The organism is Borreliella bissettiae DN127, assembly GCF_000222305.1.
Taxonomy (GTDB): Bacteria; Spirochaetota; Spirochaetia; order Borreliales; family Borreliaceae; genus Borreliella; species Borreliella carolinensis.
Genome location: NC_015921.1, coordinates 732861 through 749717, shown reverse-complemented (window position 1 = coordinate 749717; position 16857 = coordinate 732861). Strand labels below are relative to the sequence as shown.

Genomic DNA, 16857 nt, shown 5'->3' with positions numbered 1-16857 from the left:
AACCTCCCTAAAAGTCTTCCAAAGTAATTCCAAGTCTCTCTCTTGCTGCTTCTAAATAAGGATTAAGATTGAGAGCTTCTCTCCAGTATTTTCTAGCTTTAGGATAATCTTTATCTTTCTTCCTATATATATCTCCTATTTTAACATAAACGCTAGAATTTGAACTATTAATTTCTAGAACTTTATTATAGTAATTAAAAGCATTGTCATAATCGCCTTTATCTAATAGAATGTCTCCATAAAGCAAATATACCTTTTGAATTAAATTCTCATCCGTTTTCTCACCCTTTGACAATTTTCTTTTTTCTTCTTCTATTATTCTTTTTATATACTCAATGCTTTTGTTTATATCATTCAGCTTATAATTAACATACGCCAAACTCCAAAGCACCAAATCTGATTTATTTTCATTAAAAGCTTTTTCAAAAAACTTTAAACTGGACTTGTAATCTCTTAAAAGCTGATAAGAATATCCCAAATATTCAAAAATATCTTCTTTAATGTTCATGAAATCAAAATTATCAGCGCTTAAAGCCTTCTTTAAAAATTTTACAGCAAGCTCACTATAAAACTCTCCTTTATGAGAATACGCCTTCCCTAATATGTAATACAAAGGACTTATAGAGACTCCGTCATTTATAGAAATTAAAAATCTCAATCTTTCTATGGATTTATCTAAAAATTCTCCTTTTAAATATCCTTCATTTACTATTAAAGAATAATAAAAATATGAAAATCCCAAAAGTAAATTTAAATTAAAATCAAATCTATGATTTTTAATATCATTCTCAGCATAATCTATTATTTCTTTATATTCTTTTTTATCCCACAGTAAAAGCAAATCAACTTCTGTTGGCCCTGCTTTTAAATAAGAACTAGAAAAAGATTTAAAATATGATAAAATATAATAAATTAAAAAAATGAAAATGAAAATCATAAATGCGTAAAAAATATATCTTAAATATCTTATTTCCATTTAAAACTCTCTTTTAGGCTAATGAAATTAAGCTGACACCCATAAGCCGAGTTCTGTACTATGCCATCATCTCTCTTGTTTTTTTATCGCTAAAAAAATCTTGCGATCTACCCGTAAGCATGTCCTCAAGAACAAAGGCTACTTACATACTTGATCTTGCTCCTAATGAGGTTTATCTTGCCCATATTTATTGCTAAATAAGCGGTGAGCTCTTACCTCACCTTTTCACCCTTACCTTTTAATGGCGGTAATTTTCTGCGACACTTTCTTAGGTTTAAAACCCCTAGGCATTACCTAGCATTATGTTCTTATTGGAGCTCGGACTTTCCTCTTAAGCTTTAATCAATAAAGCTAAGCGATGGCTGACTGCCAGCTTAAATAAAAAATATCAAATTAATAAATTTTATTCAACAAGATCTGCTAAACTACCAGGAATTATTTCATCACTTATTTGAATTTTATCCTGATAATAAAGTATTCTACTACAATAAGGACAAAATTTAATATCGTTGGGCTCACGTCTTACTTTATTTGCAAATTCAACAGGAAGTATCATATGACAACCTTTGCAAACATTGTTCACCAAGGGCACAACTCCATTTGATTTATTTCTTATTATTCTTTGAAATTTAAATAAAAAATCTTCATTCATTTTAGAAGCACAATTTAGCTCTTCACTCTCTATTTCTAAAAGCTTCTTTTCAATTTCTAAAAGCTCTTGCTCAAAACTACTGCTTTCAGCTCTAAAACATTCTTCTTCTTTGCTGTGCTTCTCGTTGACATCTAATATTTCCTTTTCTATTTTGGTTTTAAGCCCATTAACATGTGTCATCTTTTTTCTAATCGTAACTTCATCGTCAATAATCACTTGAAGTTCTTTTTCAAGAGCTTCATATTCTCTTTGAGTTTTAATGCTATCAATTTTTTCTTCAGCCTTGCTCTTTCTTGAATTAATATCTTGAATATCTAACTTTAACGCAGAATCTTCTTTTTGATATTCCTTAAACTTTTGTTGCAAATCAACAAGAACTTTCGATAATTCTTCAATCTGATTTTTTTTAGCCTCCAAATACTTGGGAATACTTTTTCGCCTTTCTTCAAGCTCAAACTTAGACTTATATATAACTTCAAGTTTTTTTAATGTATCAATGTTATTTTCCATCAATCCTCCTGTTCAATTTAAATCTTCAAGATAATCTTTTAACTTTTGAGTTTTTTTGGGATTTTTAAGCCGCCTTAATGCCTTAGATTCAATTTGCCTAATTCTTTCTCTTGTAACATTAAAATGAAGTCCAACCTCTTCAAGAGTTAAAGAATAGCCATCTTCAAGCCCAAATCTCATTTTTACAACTTCTTGTTCTCTTTCAGGAAGAGTTCCAAGAATTGCTCTTATTTGATCTTGCAAAACTACAAAAGATGTATGATTTGCGGGATTTTTTATTGCCTTATCCTCAATAAAATCGCTAAGAACAGAATCCTCCTCTTCTCCAATTGGCGTTTCAAGAGAAACGGGCTCTCTTGAAACACTCTTTACCGTTTTTACCTTTTTAAGCTCCCATCCAAGTCTGTCTGAAAGCTCTTCATCTGTGGGATCTTTGCCTAAAACTTGAATTAAATATCTGGTTTCTCTATTAAGCCTATTTATTTGTTCAATCATATGCACAGGAACTCTAATTGTGCGAGCTTGATCAGAAATAGACCTTGTTATAGCTTGTCTAATCCACCAAGTAGCATAAGTTGAAAACTTAAAACCTCTCTTATATTCAAACTTTTCAACAGCTTTAATCAATCCAATATTGCCTTCTTGAACAAGATCAAAAAAATGAAGACCTCTGTTTGCATATTTTTTAGCAATACTTACAACAAGCCTTAAATTAGCCTTAATTAACTGATCTTTAGCATGCTGCATCATTTGCTTGCCTTTAGCAATTTCTTCTGACATGCTTATTATTTTATCCGTTGGATATTCATAATACATCTCAATTCTTTCAAGTTCTTTTTGAGCAAGCTGAGCCTCTGTGATCTGCTCTTTAATAGCATCTTCTTTAAGTTTGAGAGATTTTTCTATCTCTATTTTTTTTTCAGCAATAGTCAAATCTCTTCCAAGAACCCTCAAATCTCTTATTTTTTCAATTTTCAACCTGCTTAGAATTATCCTTTGCTGTCTTTGCAAATCCTTTATTTTATTAGCAGAATCAATATAATCATCTGAAAAAATCCTTAGTTCCTCTTGATACAAAGGAATGTCTCTTAAAAGCTCTTTTAGGGCTAATCTTTCTTTTTTTAAATTCTTTTCAAAAATATCCCCCCCAAGATCATACACCCTATGCTTATTATCTACATAACTTATTAAACGATCTTGAATTGGCTTTAAAGGAATTTTATAAAAAGAGGCAATTCTTTTTTTTTTATTATAATAATCCGGACTATTCTCTTTATCCTTATCTTTTTCTCTTTTAAAAAACTCTTCCCTTTCCATTCTTGAGTAAATAGTATTCACAAGATTATAATAATTTTCTATAACAAGTCCTTCATTCTTAAGAATATTCTCAATGATACTCTCTCCAGAATCCATTTGTTTTGCAAGTTCAACTTCTTGATTTCCCGTTAATAAAAACTCTTTTCCTATTTCCTTTAAATAAAGTTTAATTGGATCTTCTGAATGGCTATCTTTTAAGACATTGTTTTTAATATACCCCGAGCCTAAATCATCCTTGACAGAAATATCTTCTTCATCACAATCATCCAGCTTATCATCAATGTCAATATCTTCCTCATCACTTTGAAACCCATCATCTAAAATCATAAAATTTCTATCAGATTCAATTTCAACCTCTTCCTCTTCATCATTTCCATCTTCGCTGACAACCAGATCTAATTCCGAAATTTTATTAACTAACCTTATACCCCTATCTTCAAGAACAGAGCAAATACAATCAAGAATCTCTGGTTCTAATATGTCATCGGGAAGTAAATTTGATAATTCACTAAAACTAAGAGATTTTCTATCTCCCAAATGAGCAATAATACCCTCTATCAGTTTCGAATATTTCTTTTCCAAATCCGACAAAACCTAACTCCCTGGAACATCATCTATGTAGATTTTTAAATTTTTTCTCTGCATATTTAAAAACATTAACTCATTTATTTGAATCTTAGCATTTACCAAAGAGTCCCCATCATATCTTTTTTTGCAAAGTAAAACACGAGAATCTAATTTTCTTCTCTTGATTGCAAGTAAAATATGAATGAGCATCTCATCATCTACTTCAAACTCAGAATTTAAAATTTCTTCAAAAAAAAATTCACTAACTTTATAGGTATCCTTTAAATCTTTTTTTAAATCCATTAATGAAAAATCTTTATTATTTTCAAATAAATTTTCAAAGCACATAAAGATTTTTCTGGCATCAATATTAATTAAATCACTATCAATAATATTGCGCCTTACTGTACTAAAATAATTAAAATTTTTCAACAAAGCTACTATTAGATACCTCTCATAAGAATCATCATTATGAGCATACAAATTTCTTTTATTATTGTCAACTACAAATCTTTCTTTTATTCTATAATAATCTTTTAATAAAGTTGTCAAACCAATACCAAGCTTATTGCTTAGCTTGTCTAAAAAAATTTTTTTCTGAGTATCTACTTTTGATAAATTTATCAAATTTAAAAATAAATTAATCATGGCATTTAAATCTACAGTTTTATTTAAATCATATTTATTAGAATAAACATCTAAGAGATATTCAAAAACATCACATCTATTATTTAAAATTTTTTGCAAAGCGTGTGCACCTTCACTTTTAAAAACATCTGCAGGATCAAGACCAAAATCCATTCTAACAACACTAACATTGATATTAAATGGCAAACAAATTTGATAAGCTTTTAAAGTTGCAGAAAGCCCAGCATCATCCCCATCAAAAGACAATATTATTTCATCAGCATATCTTTGAATCAAAGCTAGATGTTCTTTTGAAAAAGCAGTGCCAAGAGTAGATACAGCCCTCTTAATCCCAGATGCAAAAAAAGCAAGAACATCTATATATCCTTCTACCAATATAACTGATTTTGTAGATTTAATCTCCTCAAAACCCTCATAAAATCCATAAAGAAGTTCCTTTTTTTTAAAAACTTCAGTTTCACTTAAATTAATATACTTAGAACTTTTCCCATCTAAATCTCGACCCCCAAAACCAACAACATTTCCTTTAAAATCTTTAATTGGAAAAATTAATCTTTGAGATAGAATAGAGGCTCTAGGATTAGTTTTTGAGAACAAACCACTTTTTCTAAGTATTTCAGAAGAGTATCCTTTTGAAACCAAAAAATCATGAAGCTCTAACCCATTTTTAATGTTAAATGGCAAATATCCAAGTTCAAATAAATCAACGATTTCCTTAGATATTGCTCTACTCTTTAAAACATAATCTAAAGCTTTTTTGTTTTTATTCAAAAAAAATTTAATGGTATTAATTAGCCTAGAATTCAAAGAGTAAATTTTTGAAACTATGTCTTTATTTTCATTTTTATTTTCACTTTCTCTAATTATTTTTAAATCATCATAATGAATACCAAATTTTTCACATAAAATCTTAAGAGCATCATTGTAATTGATTTTTTCCATATCCATTAAAAATCCAATAACATCCCCACCCTTTTTGCATCCAAAACAATAAAAATATCCTTGCAAAGGATTTACAAAAAAAGAGGGAGTTTTCTCAGCATGAAAAGGGCAAAGACCTTTATAAGCAGATCCCGATTTAACAAGCTTAATATACTGCTCCACAATAGTTACAATATCAAATTTGCTTTTAATTGAGGCTGCTGTTTGTAAATACTTCATAATTCTCAATCCTTAGTAATAAAATTTTTAATATAATCTTTTGCCCCTAAAAGATGTGAAGAATAATCTGATGAAAATTGATGGGTGCCCAACTTAGAGTCTTTTATCACAAAAAATAAATATTGCGTATTTTTGGGGAAAAAAGCTGCTTGCAGCGAAATAATACCGGCATTTGAAATTGGAGCGGGAGGATATCCTTTATTAATATATGTATTATAAGGAGAATCTATCTCTAAATCTGAAAAATAAATTCTCTTAGGGTGGCTTCGTCCCAACTCCTCTGTAATAACATATTCAATAGTGGCACAGGATTGTAATGCCATACCAGATTTTATCCTATTATAAAAAACTGAAGACATTATTGGGGCTTCGCTTTTAACCCTATACTCGCGTTCAACAATAGATGCTATTATTACCCTATTGTAAAGCTCCTTACTTGAATAATCACTTAAAACAACGCCTATAGATTTAAGCTTACTTAAAAAATTATCAACAAACATACGAACTACATTCTTTATTTCTATACCCTTATAAAATTTATAAGTATCTGGAAATAAAAATCCTTCAAGAGAATCGTAATCAAATCCAAGCTCATAAATAAATGATTTATTATTGATTAAAAAAATAAAATCTTGAACATCATCAATGACAGAAAATTCTTTAAGCTTTAAAGCGATTCTTCTGCTAGTATACCCTTCAGGTATTGTAACATCAATATTTACATTAGAAGATCCCTTTAAAAATTCTTTATATATTTCAAACGTAGAAAGATCACCATTGATTGAATATCTTCCCTCTTTAAATTGTTTATCACTGCCTAAAATATACGAAATAAAAACAAGAAGCAGTTCGGATTTAATTAACTTTTGCTTTTTCAATTCCTTAGCTATTTTCTTAACTCCCCAACCTTTCTCAACATTAAATTCATAAACTAAGCCATTTGCTAAAGAAGATAAATTTAAGAAATATATAAAAATTGACAAAATAGATACTAAAAAGAAGAAAAGAATAAATATTTTCCCTATTTTAATAAGCACAAGAATCTCCTAGCTAAGCAAAAGTTTTTACTAATTACACTTTAGCTACCAATTAAAATTTTTAATTGGTAGCTAACATCATATTTTATAACCAATAATAACTTTTCTAAATAGACAAAAATACAAGCACCAAAATGAACCGACATCACATATTTAAAAGATCATAATCAAAATTATAAAAAGGCAATCACTTATAATCCCACTAAATTGGGGAGGGTGGGATTCGAACCCACGTAGGCAAAGCCAACAGATTTACAGTCTGCCCCGGTTAACCACTTCGGTACCGCCCCTAAAAGCCGACTGTCGGATTTGAACCGACGACCTGCGGTTTACAAGACCGCTGCTCTGGCCAGCTGAGCTAAGTCGGCAAATATAAACTAATAGTTAGTTTATAAAAATAAAATTCATTAGTCAATAGAATAATGATAAATAATTAATACAATATTCTTTTTGATCTATTTGTTGCCAGAAAGAAAAATTTTAAAAACAAGAGCACAAAAAAATATCACAAAACTAAACATTAAAATTAAATAGTAATTAATTTTTTTATTTCTCAATAAATAAAAAAATATCAACCTAGTAGATTCAAGACCAAAAGAAACAGAGCTTAAAATAATAGTAAGATCAAGATAGAATTTCTGAAAATTGTAAACAAAAATATTGTAAGAACCAGCCAAAAACACAAATAAACTCAATAAAGAATTTAAAAACAATACAATAACCAAGATTCTAATAAAATTTGAAAAACGTCTTAGATTTTTTACTTTAAAAACTTTCATAAAATTTATAAATTTTTTATTATAAAAAGTGCCTGATTTATGATTTCCAAAAGATTACCAATAACATCAGCTAATGTAATTGTTTTATTTTCATTTACCATTGATTTGTAAGAAACCGTTAAAGATTTTCGAATAAAAACATTCTGATTTTCCAACAGAGCCAAACATCTCTTTTTAAGCTCAATAAAATAATCCACAAATCTATTTGAAACTTTATCAATAGAAGTTGATTCATTTGAGCACCACTTCAAAATCCTTTCCCTATAAGGGTCATCAATTTTATTCTCTCTTTTATACCTTTCAAACTCTTCATTTTTATAATCAATCTCAAAGTAAATATTATAAATTTCTTTTTTCAAAGCAGTAATATTATTTTCAATGTCAACATATGTATTTCTCAAATCATGATTATTAATTAATACGACATTATTTATAGTTCTTAAAACTTCCATTATTCTAATATCATATATGTTTTTAAAAAAATCATTAAGAAAATATAACTTTTTAAAACTATACCTGCCATTTAATTCATTAAAAATCTCACCCTTTAAATTTAAAACTACCCCAGGATCTCTAACAAGACTTTTTATTTCTTTGATCACAAGAACTTTTAAAGAACTTTCATGCTTTTTAATAGCCTGACCCATAACATTTAAAAATAAAATGTTCTCATAAAAATTTTTTACATCAAAAAAAGGTACATATTTTTTAGGAGATGCAGCAGGGTTTTTGCAATATACTTTAAAAACATCTAAATAAGGTAAAGTTCTTGACAAGCCAACAATTTTAGATACAATCGATAAAACATTTTTCAATACGTATTCTACTCGAGATATATGATCTTCTCTTGAAATTATCTCTGAATTACTAATATCATCAGATATTGAAAAATAATTCGATATAATGCTTTTAATGATATCCTCATCTATCTCAATATCTTTTAATGTATACAAAATGTCAAAAAAAGAATTTAAATACTTACTAACACTTGAAAAGCTAGTTCCAAATCCAACCTCAAGGTCAACAATGCTAATATTGTCAGTGTTATCTAAAAGATCTACATTGAAAAATGAAAAAAAAGATTTATAAGGGAAAAACGCCAAACTATTAAAAACATAATAAAACTCAAACATATCAGAGACAATTTTGTAAGTATTAGATGAAATAGAATTAATATACTCATTTATCTTGATTTTAAGAGATTCTTCTAAATCGTTTTGAGTTTTTTCTTTTTTCAAAAAAAGCTCATATTCGCCTTCATCTAAAAAATCTTCCAAATTTTTTTTAGAATTAAGAACTTTGCTTTGAATAATTTCTAAAATAGTTTGCTCAACAATAATGCCACCTTTTTCCAATTTCTTAAAAAATTCTTTCAATTCCATTGAATATCGATAAACACTAAAAAACATTTCTACAAAACCAATATGCAAACATTCTCTCTTTAAATCTATTACTGGATTTTTACACATTTCATTAACTTGATTTTCTAGATTTTTTATAACATAAGCTTTATAAATATCTTCTTTACTTTTATCTTTCTGAAAAAAATTTAAAATAGTTAACCACATTCTAATAAGAAATGATTCTTCCATTAAACGCCCCGAAAGAAATTTTTCAAGCTGAGAATCAACATAAGGCTCATTGTTACTATTGGGTAAAACAAAATCGGAAGAATTCAAACCTAAGCTTTTTTTTATATCATTCACCAACCTATTTTTAGTCTCTTTTGAAAGTTGACCTATAGAATTGTATACACTATTGTTATTATTACCACTCATAAAACCCCAATAAAACCATTTAAAATAAAGCATTATTTATAACATACTTCAAATAAATTAAAATTGTAAATCAATTTTAGAAAAAAAATATTTACACTATAATATAATTTTATATGAATCTAGGCAAAGATACTCAAAATATAATTAAAATTGGCAAAATATTTAAAAAAAACAACTATGAATTTTATCTGGTTGGAGGCGCTTTAAGAGACTTGCTACTTAATAAGCAACCTTACGATTTTGATTTTGCAACAAATGCAACTCCTGAAGAAATAATAACATTATTCCCAAACAACATTAAAACAGGAATAAAACATGGAACAATTGGTATTATTTTTAATAAAAAAGTCTTTGAAATAACAACATACAGAATAGAAAAAGAATATGAAAATAACAGAGCTCCTAAACAAGTAGAATACACTAAAAATTTAACTAAAGATCTTGAAAGAAGAGATTTTACAATTAATGCAATTGCAATGAATATTTTCAGCTTCAACATAATAGACTGCTATGGCGGGGGGAAAGACCTTAATAAGAGAATAATAAGATGCATAGGAAATCCAAATAAAAGATTTGAAGAAGATGCTCTTAGAATACTTAGAGCAGCAAGATTTTCATCCACCCTTAATTTTAACATTGAAAAAAATACTTTAATTTCAATGAAATATAAAAAAGAAAATATTTTAATAATTTCAAAAGAAAGAATAAAAAATGAATTTCACAAATTGCTAGAAGGCACAAACATACAAAAAGGAATTTATTATCTTAAAAAAGTCAATTTTTTTAAGAATTTTTTCAATCTAGAAATAAAAACAAAATTAATCAAAAAAACTGCCCTACTTGATAAAGACAAATTTTATTTAAAGGCAATCACAATATTGACAATTAAAAAACCTATAAAAGAACTAAAGGAAAAATTAACTTTACTTAAATTCTCAAATAAAGAAATTAAGCTAATTTTATTTTATAGAAGCATAATCGATAATAACAATATTTTTAATGTCAAAAAATTAAGTGATATTAGACATTTACTTAGCAAGAGCACAAGAGAACATTATAAGGAAATAATTGACATATATAAAGCACTCAAAGGAAAAAAGAAAAAATATTTATTTATAATAAAAAATATAAAAAGAAAAAAATTGTTAAAAAATCCTCTATCTTTAAAAGATTTGAAAATAAATGGAAAAGACATACAAAATCTAAAACAAATAGACAATAAAAATATAGGTAAAATTTTAAACATATTACTAAGCTGCGTAATTGAAAATCCCAAGCTTAATACTAAAAATTATCTTATGAAAAAAATTAAAACTTTAAAGGTTAATATTTTCCATAGCTTTTAAAGCTACTTCGGCCGCTCTCATTTCGGCTTCTTTTTTAGATTTACCCTTCCCGTTTGATATAAAATTTTCTCCAACATAAAGTTCAACGCAAAAAACCTTATCATGGTCTGGGCCTATTTCCTTGTCTAGCTTATAACTTGGTGAGATTTTGTATTTCTTTTGAACATATTCTTGCAACAAACTCTTATAATCTTTAAAATCACCCCTATTAAACATCAATCTTATATACATGTCAAAAAGCCCAACCACAAATTCTGTTGCTCTTGAAAATCCACTATCAAGATAAATAGCGCCTACAAAGGCTTCAATAGCATCTGCAAGAATGCCTTTTTTGTTTCGACCATCATTACTCTCCTCTCCTCTGCCAAGTAAAATGTAAGAACCAAGATTAATCTCTCTAGCAATATTAGACAAAGAATCTTCACTAACAATATAAGATCTAGCCTTACTGAGCTCTCCTTCACTTTTATTTGGATAAGTTTTATAAAGATGATCTGTAATAATTAAATTAAGCACAGAATCTCCCAAAAACTCTAATCTCTCATTATTGCTGGATTTTTGATCCAACTCATTAGAATACGACGAATGACTCAATGCTGTATTTAATAAATCAAAATCACTAAAATTAATGCTCAAATTTTCTAAAAATTCACTTAATTGAGCTTTTCTTTCACTACTCAAACAAAAATCGGAAGAATTTTTTTTCATCAACCTTTTCTCTTTTTAATAAAATTAACAACATCGCCTACCGTCTCAAATTCATTGGCTTCGTTCTCTGGAATCTTATCATCAAAGGCCTCTTCAAGCAAATACAAAAGCTCATAAATATCTAAACTATCTGCATTAAGATCCTCAACAAATCTAGAGTCTATAGTAATTTCATCTTCTTTTTTATCAAGTTGCTCAGATATAATAGACCTAACCTTGCTAAAAATTTCATCATTATCCATGAATACACCTTCCTTACTACAAGCTACAAACCTATTTCTAGATATTGGTTATTCCTATAATATCCACATTTTAAACAAATCCTATGTCTCACTCCAAGATTCCCACAATTAAAACATTCTTGAAATTGCGGAATTTTCTTTCTCATATTTATGCTACGCCTTGTTCTACTTCTAGATTTTGAAGGCTTAAATTTTGGAACAGCCATTATTTTCTCCTAACTACTTTTAAACTACATTAAATTATCTTAATAATATATATATTAACCAAGTCATTTGTCAATAAACTTAGATTTTAATCTATTAAACACCAATTCTGGAACAAAATTAGAAAGATCAACATCCTTTTTGCTCATTAATTCCTTTACAAAATCTGACCTTACATATAAATGTTCTGCACTACTTGGTAAAAATATAGTATCAATTTTAAAATTTAACTTATTATTAACAAGATATCTTTCAAACTCTATATCAAAATCATTAAAAGCCCTAATTCCCCTAACAATAAATTTAATAGAATTAATTAATGCATAATCAACAATAAACCCGCTATACCTATCTACAAGTACATTTGAAAAATTTAAAGATGCGACAACTTCTTTTGTAAGACTAAACCTCTCAACATCACTTAGCAAATATTTTTTTGATTTATTTTTAGCTACTAAAACAACAACTTTATCAAAAATAGCCAAAGATCTTTTAATTAAATCAATATGGCCCCAAGTAATTGGATCAAAAGATCCTGGAAAAACTGCCACCTTCATATCAAGAAAGCCTAAACCCTCTATTAATATCTTTAAGAATTTTTTTACGCCATATTGGCTGCTCTTCTAAATTTTCAAATTCAATTTCTTTAATAATTTTGAAATATAAATATTCCCCTCTAGAAGATGTATCCACAATAAAAAATTTACCAGCACCTCTATAAACCAATTTTTCATTACTTGAAAGATTATTTTCAACTGTTAATTTATTGATAACACAATCAAAATGAACAGGTTTATCTTCATTTTCAATCTTTAAAGACATACTACAAACAATATCATTTATTTTTTTTTCACAAATAGCACAAGCAATATCAAGATTTATCCTTGTTCTAAATTTTATACTTTTTCTTCTAAACTTACCTTTAAAAAAATTTTGTTTATCTGTATTCAAAACAGCCGATTTATTATTAAAACTATTTATTGGGGCAACATTTTGACTTTTGCTCTCAGAATTTAATCTTTTATTCTTAAAACCATAAAAACGTTTATTGTGTTTCTGAAAATTACTACTCTTAAACTTACTTTGAGTATATTTCAAAATCAACCCCCTTAACTACAGAATAAATATTTACTCTGCATAAAACTAAAAACAAATATTTAAGAACAAAATCATTCACATAGCTTAAAAGTTTTTCAAAAAATCGAAATTTTAAATCTTTAGCTTTTTAAAGACCAAGGTACAATTAAATTTATATTGAAATTTAATAAGAATGGTTAATCAATGTTCTTAATTAGAATTAATACACAACCAAACTTGCCCAAATTATTTCTTAAAGCAGTAAAAATCTTACTAAATATTGAATAAAAATTCACAAAACAAAAGATCAATCAAAAATAATTCTTAATCTCAATCTAATTTGATTCATCTTATGACTTAATTTGCTAAAAAATTTAAAATAATTAAAAACTTAATGCTTAACTTTTTTAATATTAAGACGCTCCTTTATCTTCATAGCAGCTTTACCAATTCTATTCCTCATATAATAAAGCTTTGCCCTTCTAACCTTTCCTTTTCTTAAAACTTCAACCTTTTCTATAATAGGAGAATATACTGGAAAAATTTTTTCAACACCTATTCCTGAGGAAATTTTTCTAACCAAAAATGTTTTGCTAATTCCCTTGTTTTGAAAAGCAATAACAATCCCTTCAAAACTCTGCAACCTTTCATTACTACCTTCAATAATTTTATAAAAAACCCTCACAGTATCTCCCACATTAAAAACAAAAGCCTCATTTTTCTTATTCTGAGCCTCAATTTTTCTTATCAAATCCATTATCTTCTCCTATTATCTCTAAATATTTAAGGTATAAATCATATCTATTTTTCTTAGTTTTTTCTCTAGCTTTAACAAGTCTCCACTTCTTTATATTTTCATGATGCCCCGAAACAAGAACTTCTGGAACCTTTGCCCCCTTAAAATCATAGGGCCTGGTATAATGAGGATATTCAAGCAATCCATTTTTTACACCAAATGATTCTTCTAATAAAGAATTAGGATTTATTACTCCATCTAAAAGCCTATATACACTATCTATTAAAACAAGAGCTGAAATCTCTCCTGAAGATAAAACATAATCTCCAATAGAAATCTCAAAATCAACATACAAATCTATAATACGCTGATCAATTCCTTCATATCTTCCACAAATTATAACAATTTCTTCTTTTTTTGACAAGGAATACGCCAACTCTTGGGTATACTTTATTCCAGAAGGACTTAAGAATATTGTTGTTTTATTGACAGCTTCTACATGCTCAAGAGCAAAAGAAAGAGGTTCAGCCTTCAATACCATTCCAGCACCGCCTCCGTAAGGCAAATCATCACATCTTTTATGCTTATCTTTTGAAAAATCCCTAACATCAACAAGCTCAAAACTTACTATTCCCTTGTCAATAGCCTTTTTCATTATTGAATTTTCAAAAAATGGTTTAATTATTGCTGGGAAAAGGGATAAAACTGTAAATTTCATTTTAAAAGATCTAAAACCTTAAGCTCAATTGTTTTTTCTTTAGCATTTATATCTCCAATATAAATGCTTAAAAAGGGAATAAAGAAAAATTTAATACCCACTCTAACCTCAAGAAATACATTATTTAAATATTCAAAGAAAGCTACAACTTCTCCTAGTTTTTTATTGTTATTAACAATAGAATAGCCAATAAGCTTTCCTAAGTAATATTCACCTTTTTTTAAACTCGATGCAAGAGAATCATCAACCCACAATTCAAAACCAATCACCGGCTTAACTGCCTCTGGGGTATTAATTCCTTCAAACTTTAAAAATAATGAATTGCCCCTTACATTAACATCTACAACTTTAACTTCAATATCAGAAGCATTGTTTTTTTTTAAAAGCACTTTATTATTTTTCAGATTAATAAAATCACAAAAATTATTGGATATGCTTTTAACCTTAGCATACCCATTAACTCCATAAGACGATAATATAACGCCTTTAATAAACATAAATTAATCTAAAATTTCGAGTTGCACTCGCCTATTGGTTTTAGCAGCACACGCTCCAAGTAAAGTTCTAATAGCTCGTGCAATACGCCCCCGTCTTCCTATTATCTTACCTACATCGCTTTGAGAAACCCTTAATTCCAAAATAGTTGATTTTTCTCCCTCAATTACATTTAGTTTCACTTCATCTTCTTTATCTACAAGAGACTTTACTATAAACTCTATAAGCTCAATCTCATTCCCATACTCTTTCATCTAAACCTCCTGACTTTTCGCATTCAAGCTGTTTTTATTTAAAAGCATTTTCACTGTATCACTTAAAATTGCTCCCTTGCTTATCCAATCTTTCATTCTATCTTCCTTAATTTTTATTTGGCTTTGCTTTTCAACAGGATGATAATAACCAAGCTCTTCAATTGCTCTACCATCTCTAGGAGATGTAGAATTCATAACTACAATCCTATAATAAGGCCTTTTTTTAGCTCCCATTCTCTTCAATCTTATCTTAACGCTCAAATTTATTCCTCCTTATTTTCCCCAAAGGGATGCAATCTTACTTTGAAAATCTTTATTTTTCATTTTTTTCATAATCAAATTTGTTTGACTAAACTTTTTTATGAGCTTATTAACATCAAAAACAGTTGTTCCACTTCCCAGAGCTATTCTTTTTTTTCTTGAAGGATTATTCAAAATCACTGGATTTATTCTTTCTTTTTTGGTCATAGAAAGAATAATAGCTTCTTCTTTATTAAAACCCTCTTCATTTAAATTGTTGCTATTCAGCATTGATTTTGAAACGCCCGGTAAAAAACTTACAAAATTAGAAAACCCTCCTACTTGTTTAATTCGCCTAAATTGGCTCAGATAGTCTTCAAAATTAAAACTGGCTTTATTGATTTTTTCCTCAAGCTTAATAGCCTCTTCTTTGTCAACAACACTTTGAACCTTCTCTACAAGACTAACAACATCCCCCATGCCAAGAATTCTAGAAGCAATTCTTTCTGGGTAAAAGGAATCAAGATCCTCAATTCTTTCTCCAACACCAATAAATTTAATAGGAACTGCACAAATACTTTTAAACGATAATACAGCACCCCCCCTAGTATCTGAATCAAACTTAGAAAATATTGCACCAGTAAGCCCAACATTTTCATTAAATTCCTTAGCAATATTTACAGCAGCTTGACCCATCATAGAGTCTACCACCAAAATGGTTTCTGCGGGTTGCAAAATCCCCTTGATTTTTTTTATCTCTTCAACTAACAAAGATTCAACCTCAAGTCGTCCTCTAGTATCAACTATTACAGAATCAAAAAAATTAGACTCGGCGAACTTTATAGATGCTTTAACAATTTTAATAGGATCTTTTTCCTCCTCAATTGAAAATACTGGAACACCTATTTGGCCACCCAATATTTTTAACTGCTCTACAGCCGCTGCTCTAAATGTATCAGCAGCTACAAGAAGCACTTTTCTATTTTCCTTTTTAAGCTTTAAAGAAAGCTTGGCACATGTTGTGGTCTTGCCAGATCCTTGAAGTCCCAACATAAGAATATAAGATTGTTTATTGGCAGGATGTAAACTAAGCTCATAACTTTTGCCTCCCAAAAATTTAACAAGATTATCATTGACAATTTTAATAAACTGAGATTTTGGATCAATACCCCTTAAAACTTTTACTCCCTTGGATTCTTCAATTATAGAATTTAAAAAACGCCTTATAACTCTTAAGTTAACATCAGCATCAACTAAAGAATTTTTAATAATCTCAATAGCCTCTGCAATGTTTTTATCATTTATTGTAGATTTTCCAGAAAGATAGTTTATAAAATTTCTAAAATTTGACCCCAAACTTTCAAGCATTAAAAATAACCCTTATTCTCAAAAATAATCTTGTCAAATATAAG

General features: G+C 28.3%; 19 protein-coding genes, 2 tRNA genes and 1 other RNA gene. 1 reads left to right on the top strand and 21 read right to left on the bottom strand.

Annotated elements, in window-relative coordinates; all coding sequences use genetic code 11:
- Positions 1–7 precede the first annotated feature (7 nt).
- From BBIDN127_RS03570 to BBIDN127_RS03530, 10 genes are all read right to left on the bottom strand, one after another.
- Entirely contained in the window at positions 8–976 is a 969-nt protein-coding gene (locus tag BBIDN127_RS03570; protein WP_014023923.1) for a tetratricopeptide repeat protein, read from the bottom strand.
- 24 nt (positions 977–1000) lie between these two features.
- An RNA gene (rnpB, locus tag BBIDN127_RS07170) (RNase P RNA component class A) lies at positions 1001–1353 on the bottom strand.
- Between the two features lie 26 nt (positions 1354–1379).
- Complete coding sequence (locus BBIDN127_RS03565) at positions 1380–2138, bottom strand: zinc ribbon domain-containing protein (protein ID WP_014023922.1); 759 nt, start codon at positions 2136–2138, stop codon at positions 1380–1382.
- 12 nt (positions 2139–2150) lie between these two features.
- Entirely contained in the window at positions 2151–4046 is a 1896-nt protein-coding gene (gene rpoD, locus BBIDN127_RS03560) for an RNA polymerase sigma factor RpoD (protein ID WP_044054975.1), read from the bottom strand.
- Between the two features lie 3 nt (positions 4047–4049).
- Positions 4050–5831, bottom strand: coding sequence for a DNA primase (gene dnaG / locus BBIDN127_RS03555; RefSeq protein ID WP_014023920.1), 1782 nt, complete (start codon positions 5829–5831; stop codon positions 4050–4052).
- A 5-nt stretch (positions 5832–5836) separates the two neighbouring features.
- On the bottom strand, positions 5837–6868 hold the full coding sequence (gene mltG, locus BBIDN127_RS03550; protein WP_014023919.1) for an endolytic transglycosylase MltG: 1032 nt from the start codon (positions 6866–6868) through the stop codon (positions 5837–5839).
- A gap of 208 nt (positions 6869–7076) precedes the next feature.
- Positions 7077–7158, bottom strand: a tRNA-Tyr gene (locus tag BBIDN127_RS03545).
- A gap of 4 nt (positions 7159–7162) precedes the next feature.
- Positions 7163–7236: transfer RNA gene (locus BBIDN127_RS03540), tRNA-Thr, on the bottom strand.
- 87 nt (positions 7237–7323) lie between these two features.
- A complete protein-coding gene (locus BBIDN127_RS03535; protein WP_014023918.1) occupies positions 7324–7647 on the bottom strand; it encodes a hypothetical protein in 324 nt (107 codons plus the stop codon).
- A 5-nt stretch (positions 7648–7652) separates the two neighbouring features.
- On the bottom strand, positions 7653–9425 hold the full coding sequence (locus BBIDN127_RS03530; protein ID WP_014023917.1) for a hypothetical protein: 1773 nt from the start codon (positions 9423–9425) through the stop codon (positions 7653–7655).
- Positions 9426–9538: 113 nt separating this feature from the next.
- On the opposite strand from BBIDN127_RS03530, the gene BBIDN127_RS03525 reads away from it, so the two are divergent.
- Entirely contained in the window at positions 9539–10771 is a 1233-nt protein-coding gene (locus tag BBIDN127_RS03525) for a CCA tRNA nucleotidyltransferase (RefSeq protein ID WP_014023916.1), read from the top strand.
- Here the strand turns inward: BBIDN127_RS03525 and rnc are convergent.
- The 11 genes from rnc to ffh all read right to left on the bottom strand — a co-directional run bounded on the left by rnc (position 10742) and on the right by ffh (position 16813).
- Positions 10742–11479, bottom strand: coding sequence for a ribonuclease III (gene rnc, locus BBIDN127_RS03520; RefSeq protein WP_014023915.1), 738 nt, complete (start codon positions 11477–11479; stop codon positions 10742–10744). The two genes, BBIDN127_RS03525 and rnc, sit on opposite strands and share 30 nt — an antisense overlap.
- Positions 11479–11721 (bottom strand): acyl carrier protein, encoded by a 243-nt coding sequence (acpP, locus tag BBIDN127_RS03515; RefSeq protein WP_004789379.1) that lies wholly within the window; start codon positions 11719–11721, stop codon positions 11479–11481. Before acpP ends, rnc begins: the two co-directional genes overlap by 1 nt.
- Positions 11722–11744: 23 nt before the next feature.
- Positions 11745–11927 (bottom strand): 50S ribosomal protein L32, encoded by a 183-nt coding sequence (gene rpmF, locus BBIDN127_RS03510; RefSeq protein ID WP_014023914.1) that lies wholly within the window; start codon positions 11925–11927, stop codon positions 11745–11747.
- Positions 11928–11990: 63 nt separating this feature from the next.
- On the bottom strand, positions 11991–12482 hold the full coding sequence (gene coaD, locus BBIDN127_RS03505; RefSeq protein ID WP_014023913.1) for a pantetheine-phosphate adenylyltransferase: 492 nt from the start codon (positions 12480–12482) through the stop codon (positions 11991–11993).
- 1 nt (position 12483) lies between these two features.
- The gene (locus BBIDN127_RS03500) at positions 12484–13023 is read right to left on the bottom strand and encodes a hypothetical protein (protein ID WP_014023912.1); all 540 of its coding nucleotides are present in this window, start codon (positions 13021–13023) and stop codon (positions 12484–12486) included.
- Positions 13024–13393: 370 nt separating this feature from the next.
- Positions 13394–13759, bottom strand: coding sequence for a 50S ribosomal protein L19 (rplS, locus tag BBIDN127_RS03495; RefSeq protein ID WP_014023911.1), 366 nt, complete (start codon positions 13757–13759; stop codon positions 13394–13396).
- A complete protein-coding gene (gene trmD, locus BBIDN127_RS03490; protein WP_014023910.1) occupies positions 13737–14456 on the bottom strand; it encodes a tRNA (guanosine(37)-N1)-methyltransferase TrmD in 720 nt (239 codons plus the stop codon). Before trmD ends, rplS begins: the two co-directional genes overlap by 23 nt.
- Positions 14453–14953, bottom strand: coding sequence for a ribosome maturation factor RimM (gene rimM / locus BBIDN127_RS03485; RefSeq protein WP_014023909.1), 501 nt, complete (start codon positions 14951–14953; stop codon positions 14453–14455). Before rimM ends, trmD begins: the two co-directional genes overlap by 4 nt.
- Before the next feature lie 3 nt (positions 14954–14956).
- Positions 14957–15205, bottom strand: coding sequence for a KH domain-containing protein (locus BBIDN127_RS03480; RefSeq protein WP_002557283.1), 249 nt, complete (start codon positions 15203–15205; stop codon positions 14957–14959).
- Positions 15206–15466 (bottom strand): 30S ribosomal protein S16, encoded by a 261-nt coding sequence (gene rpsP, locus BBIDN127_RS03475; RefSeq protein WP_014023908.1) that lies wholly within the window; start codon positions 15464–15466, stop codon positions 15206–15208.
- Positions 15467–15478: 12 nt separating this feature from the next.
- Positions 15479–16813, bottom strand: coding sequence for a signal recognition particle protein (gene ffh, locus BBIDN127_RS03470; RefSeq protein ID WP_014023907.1), 1335 nt, complete (start codon positions 16811–16813; stop codon positions 15479–15481).
- Between the last annotated feature and the right edge of the window lie 44 nt (positions 16814–16857).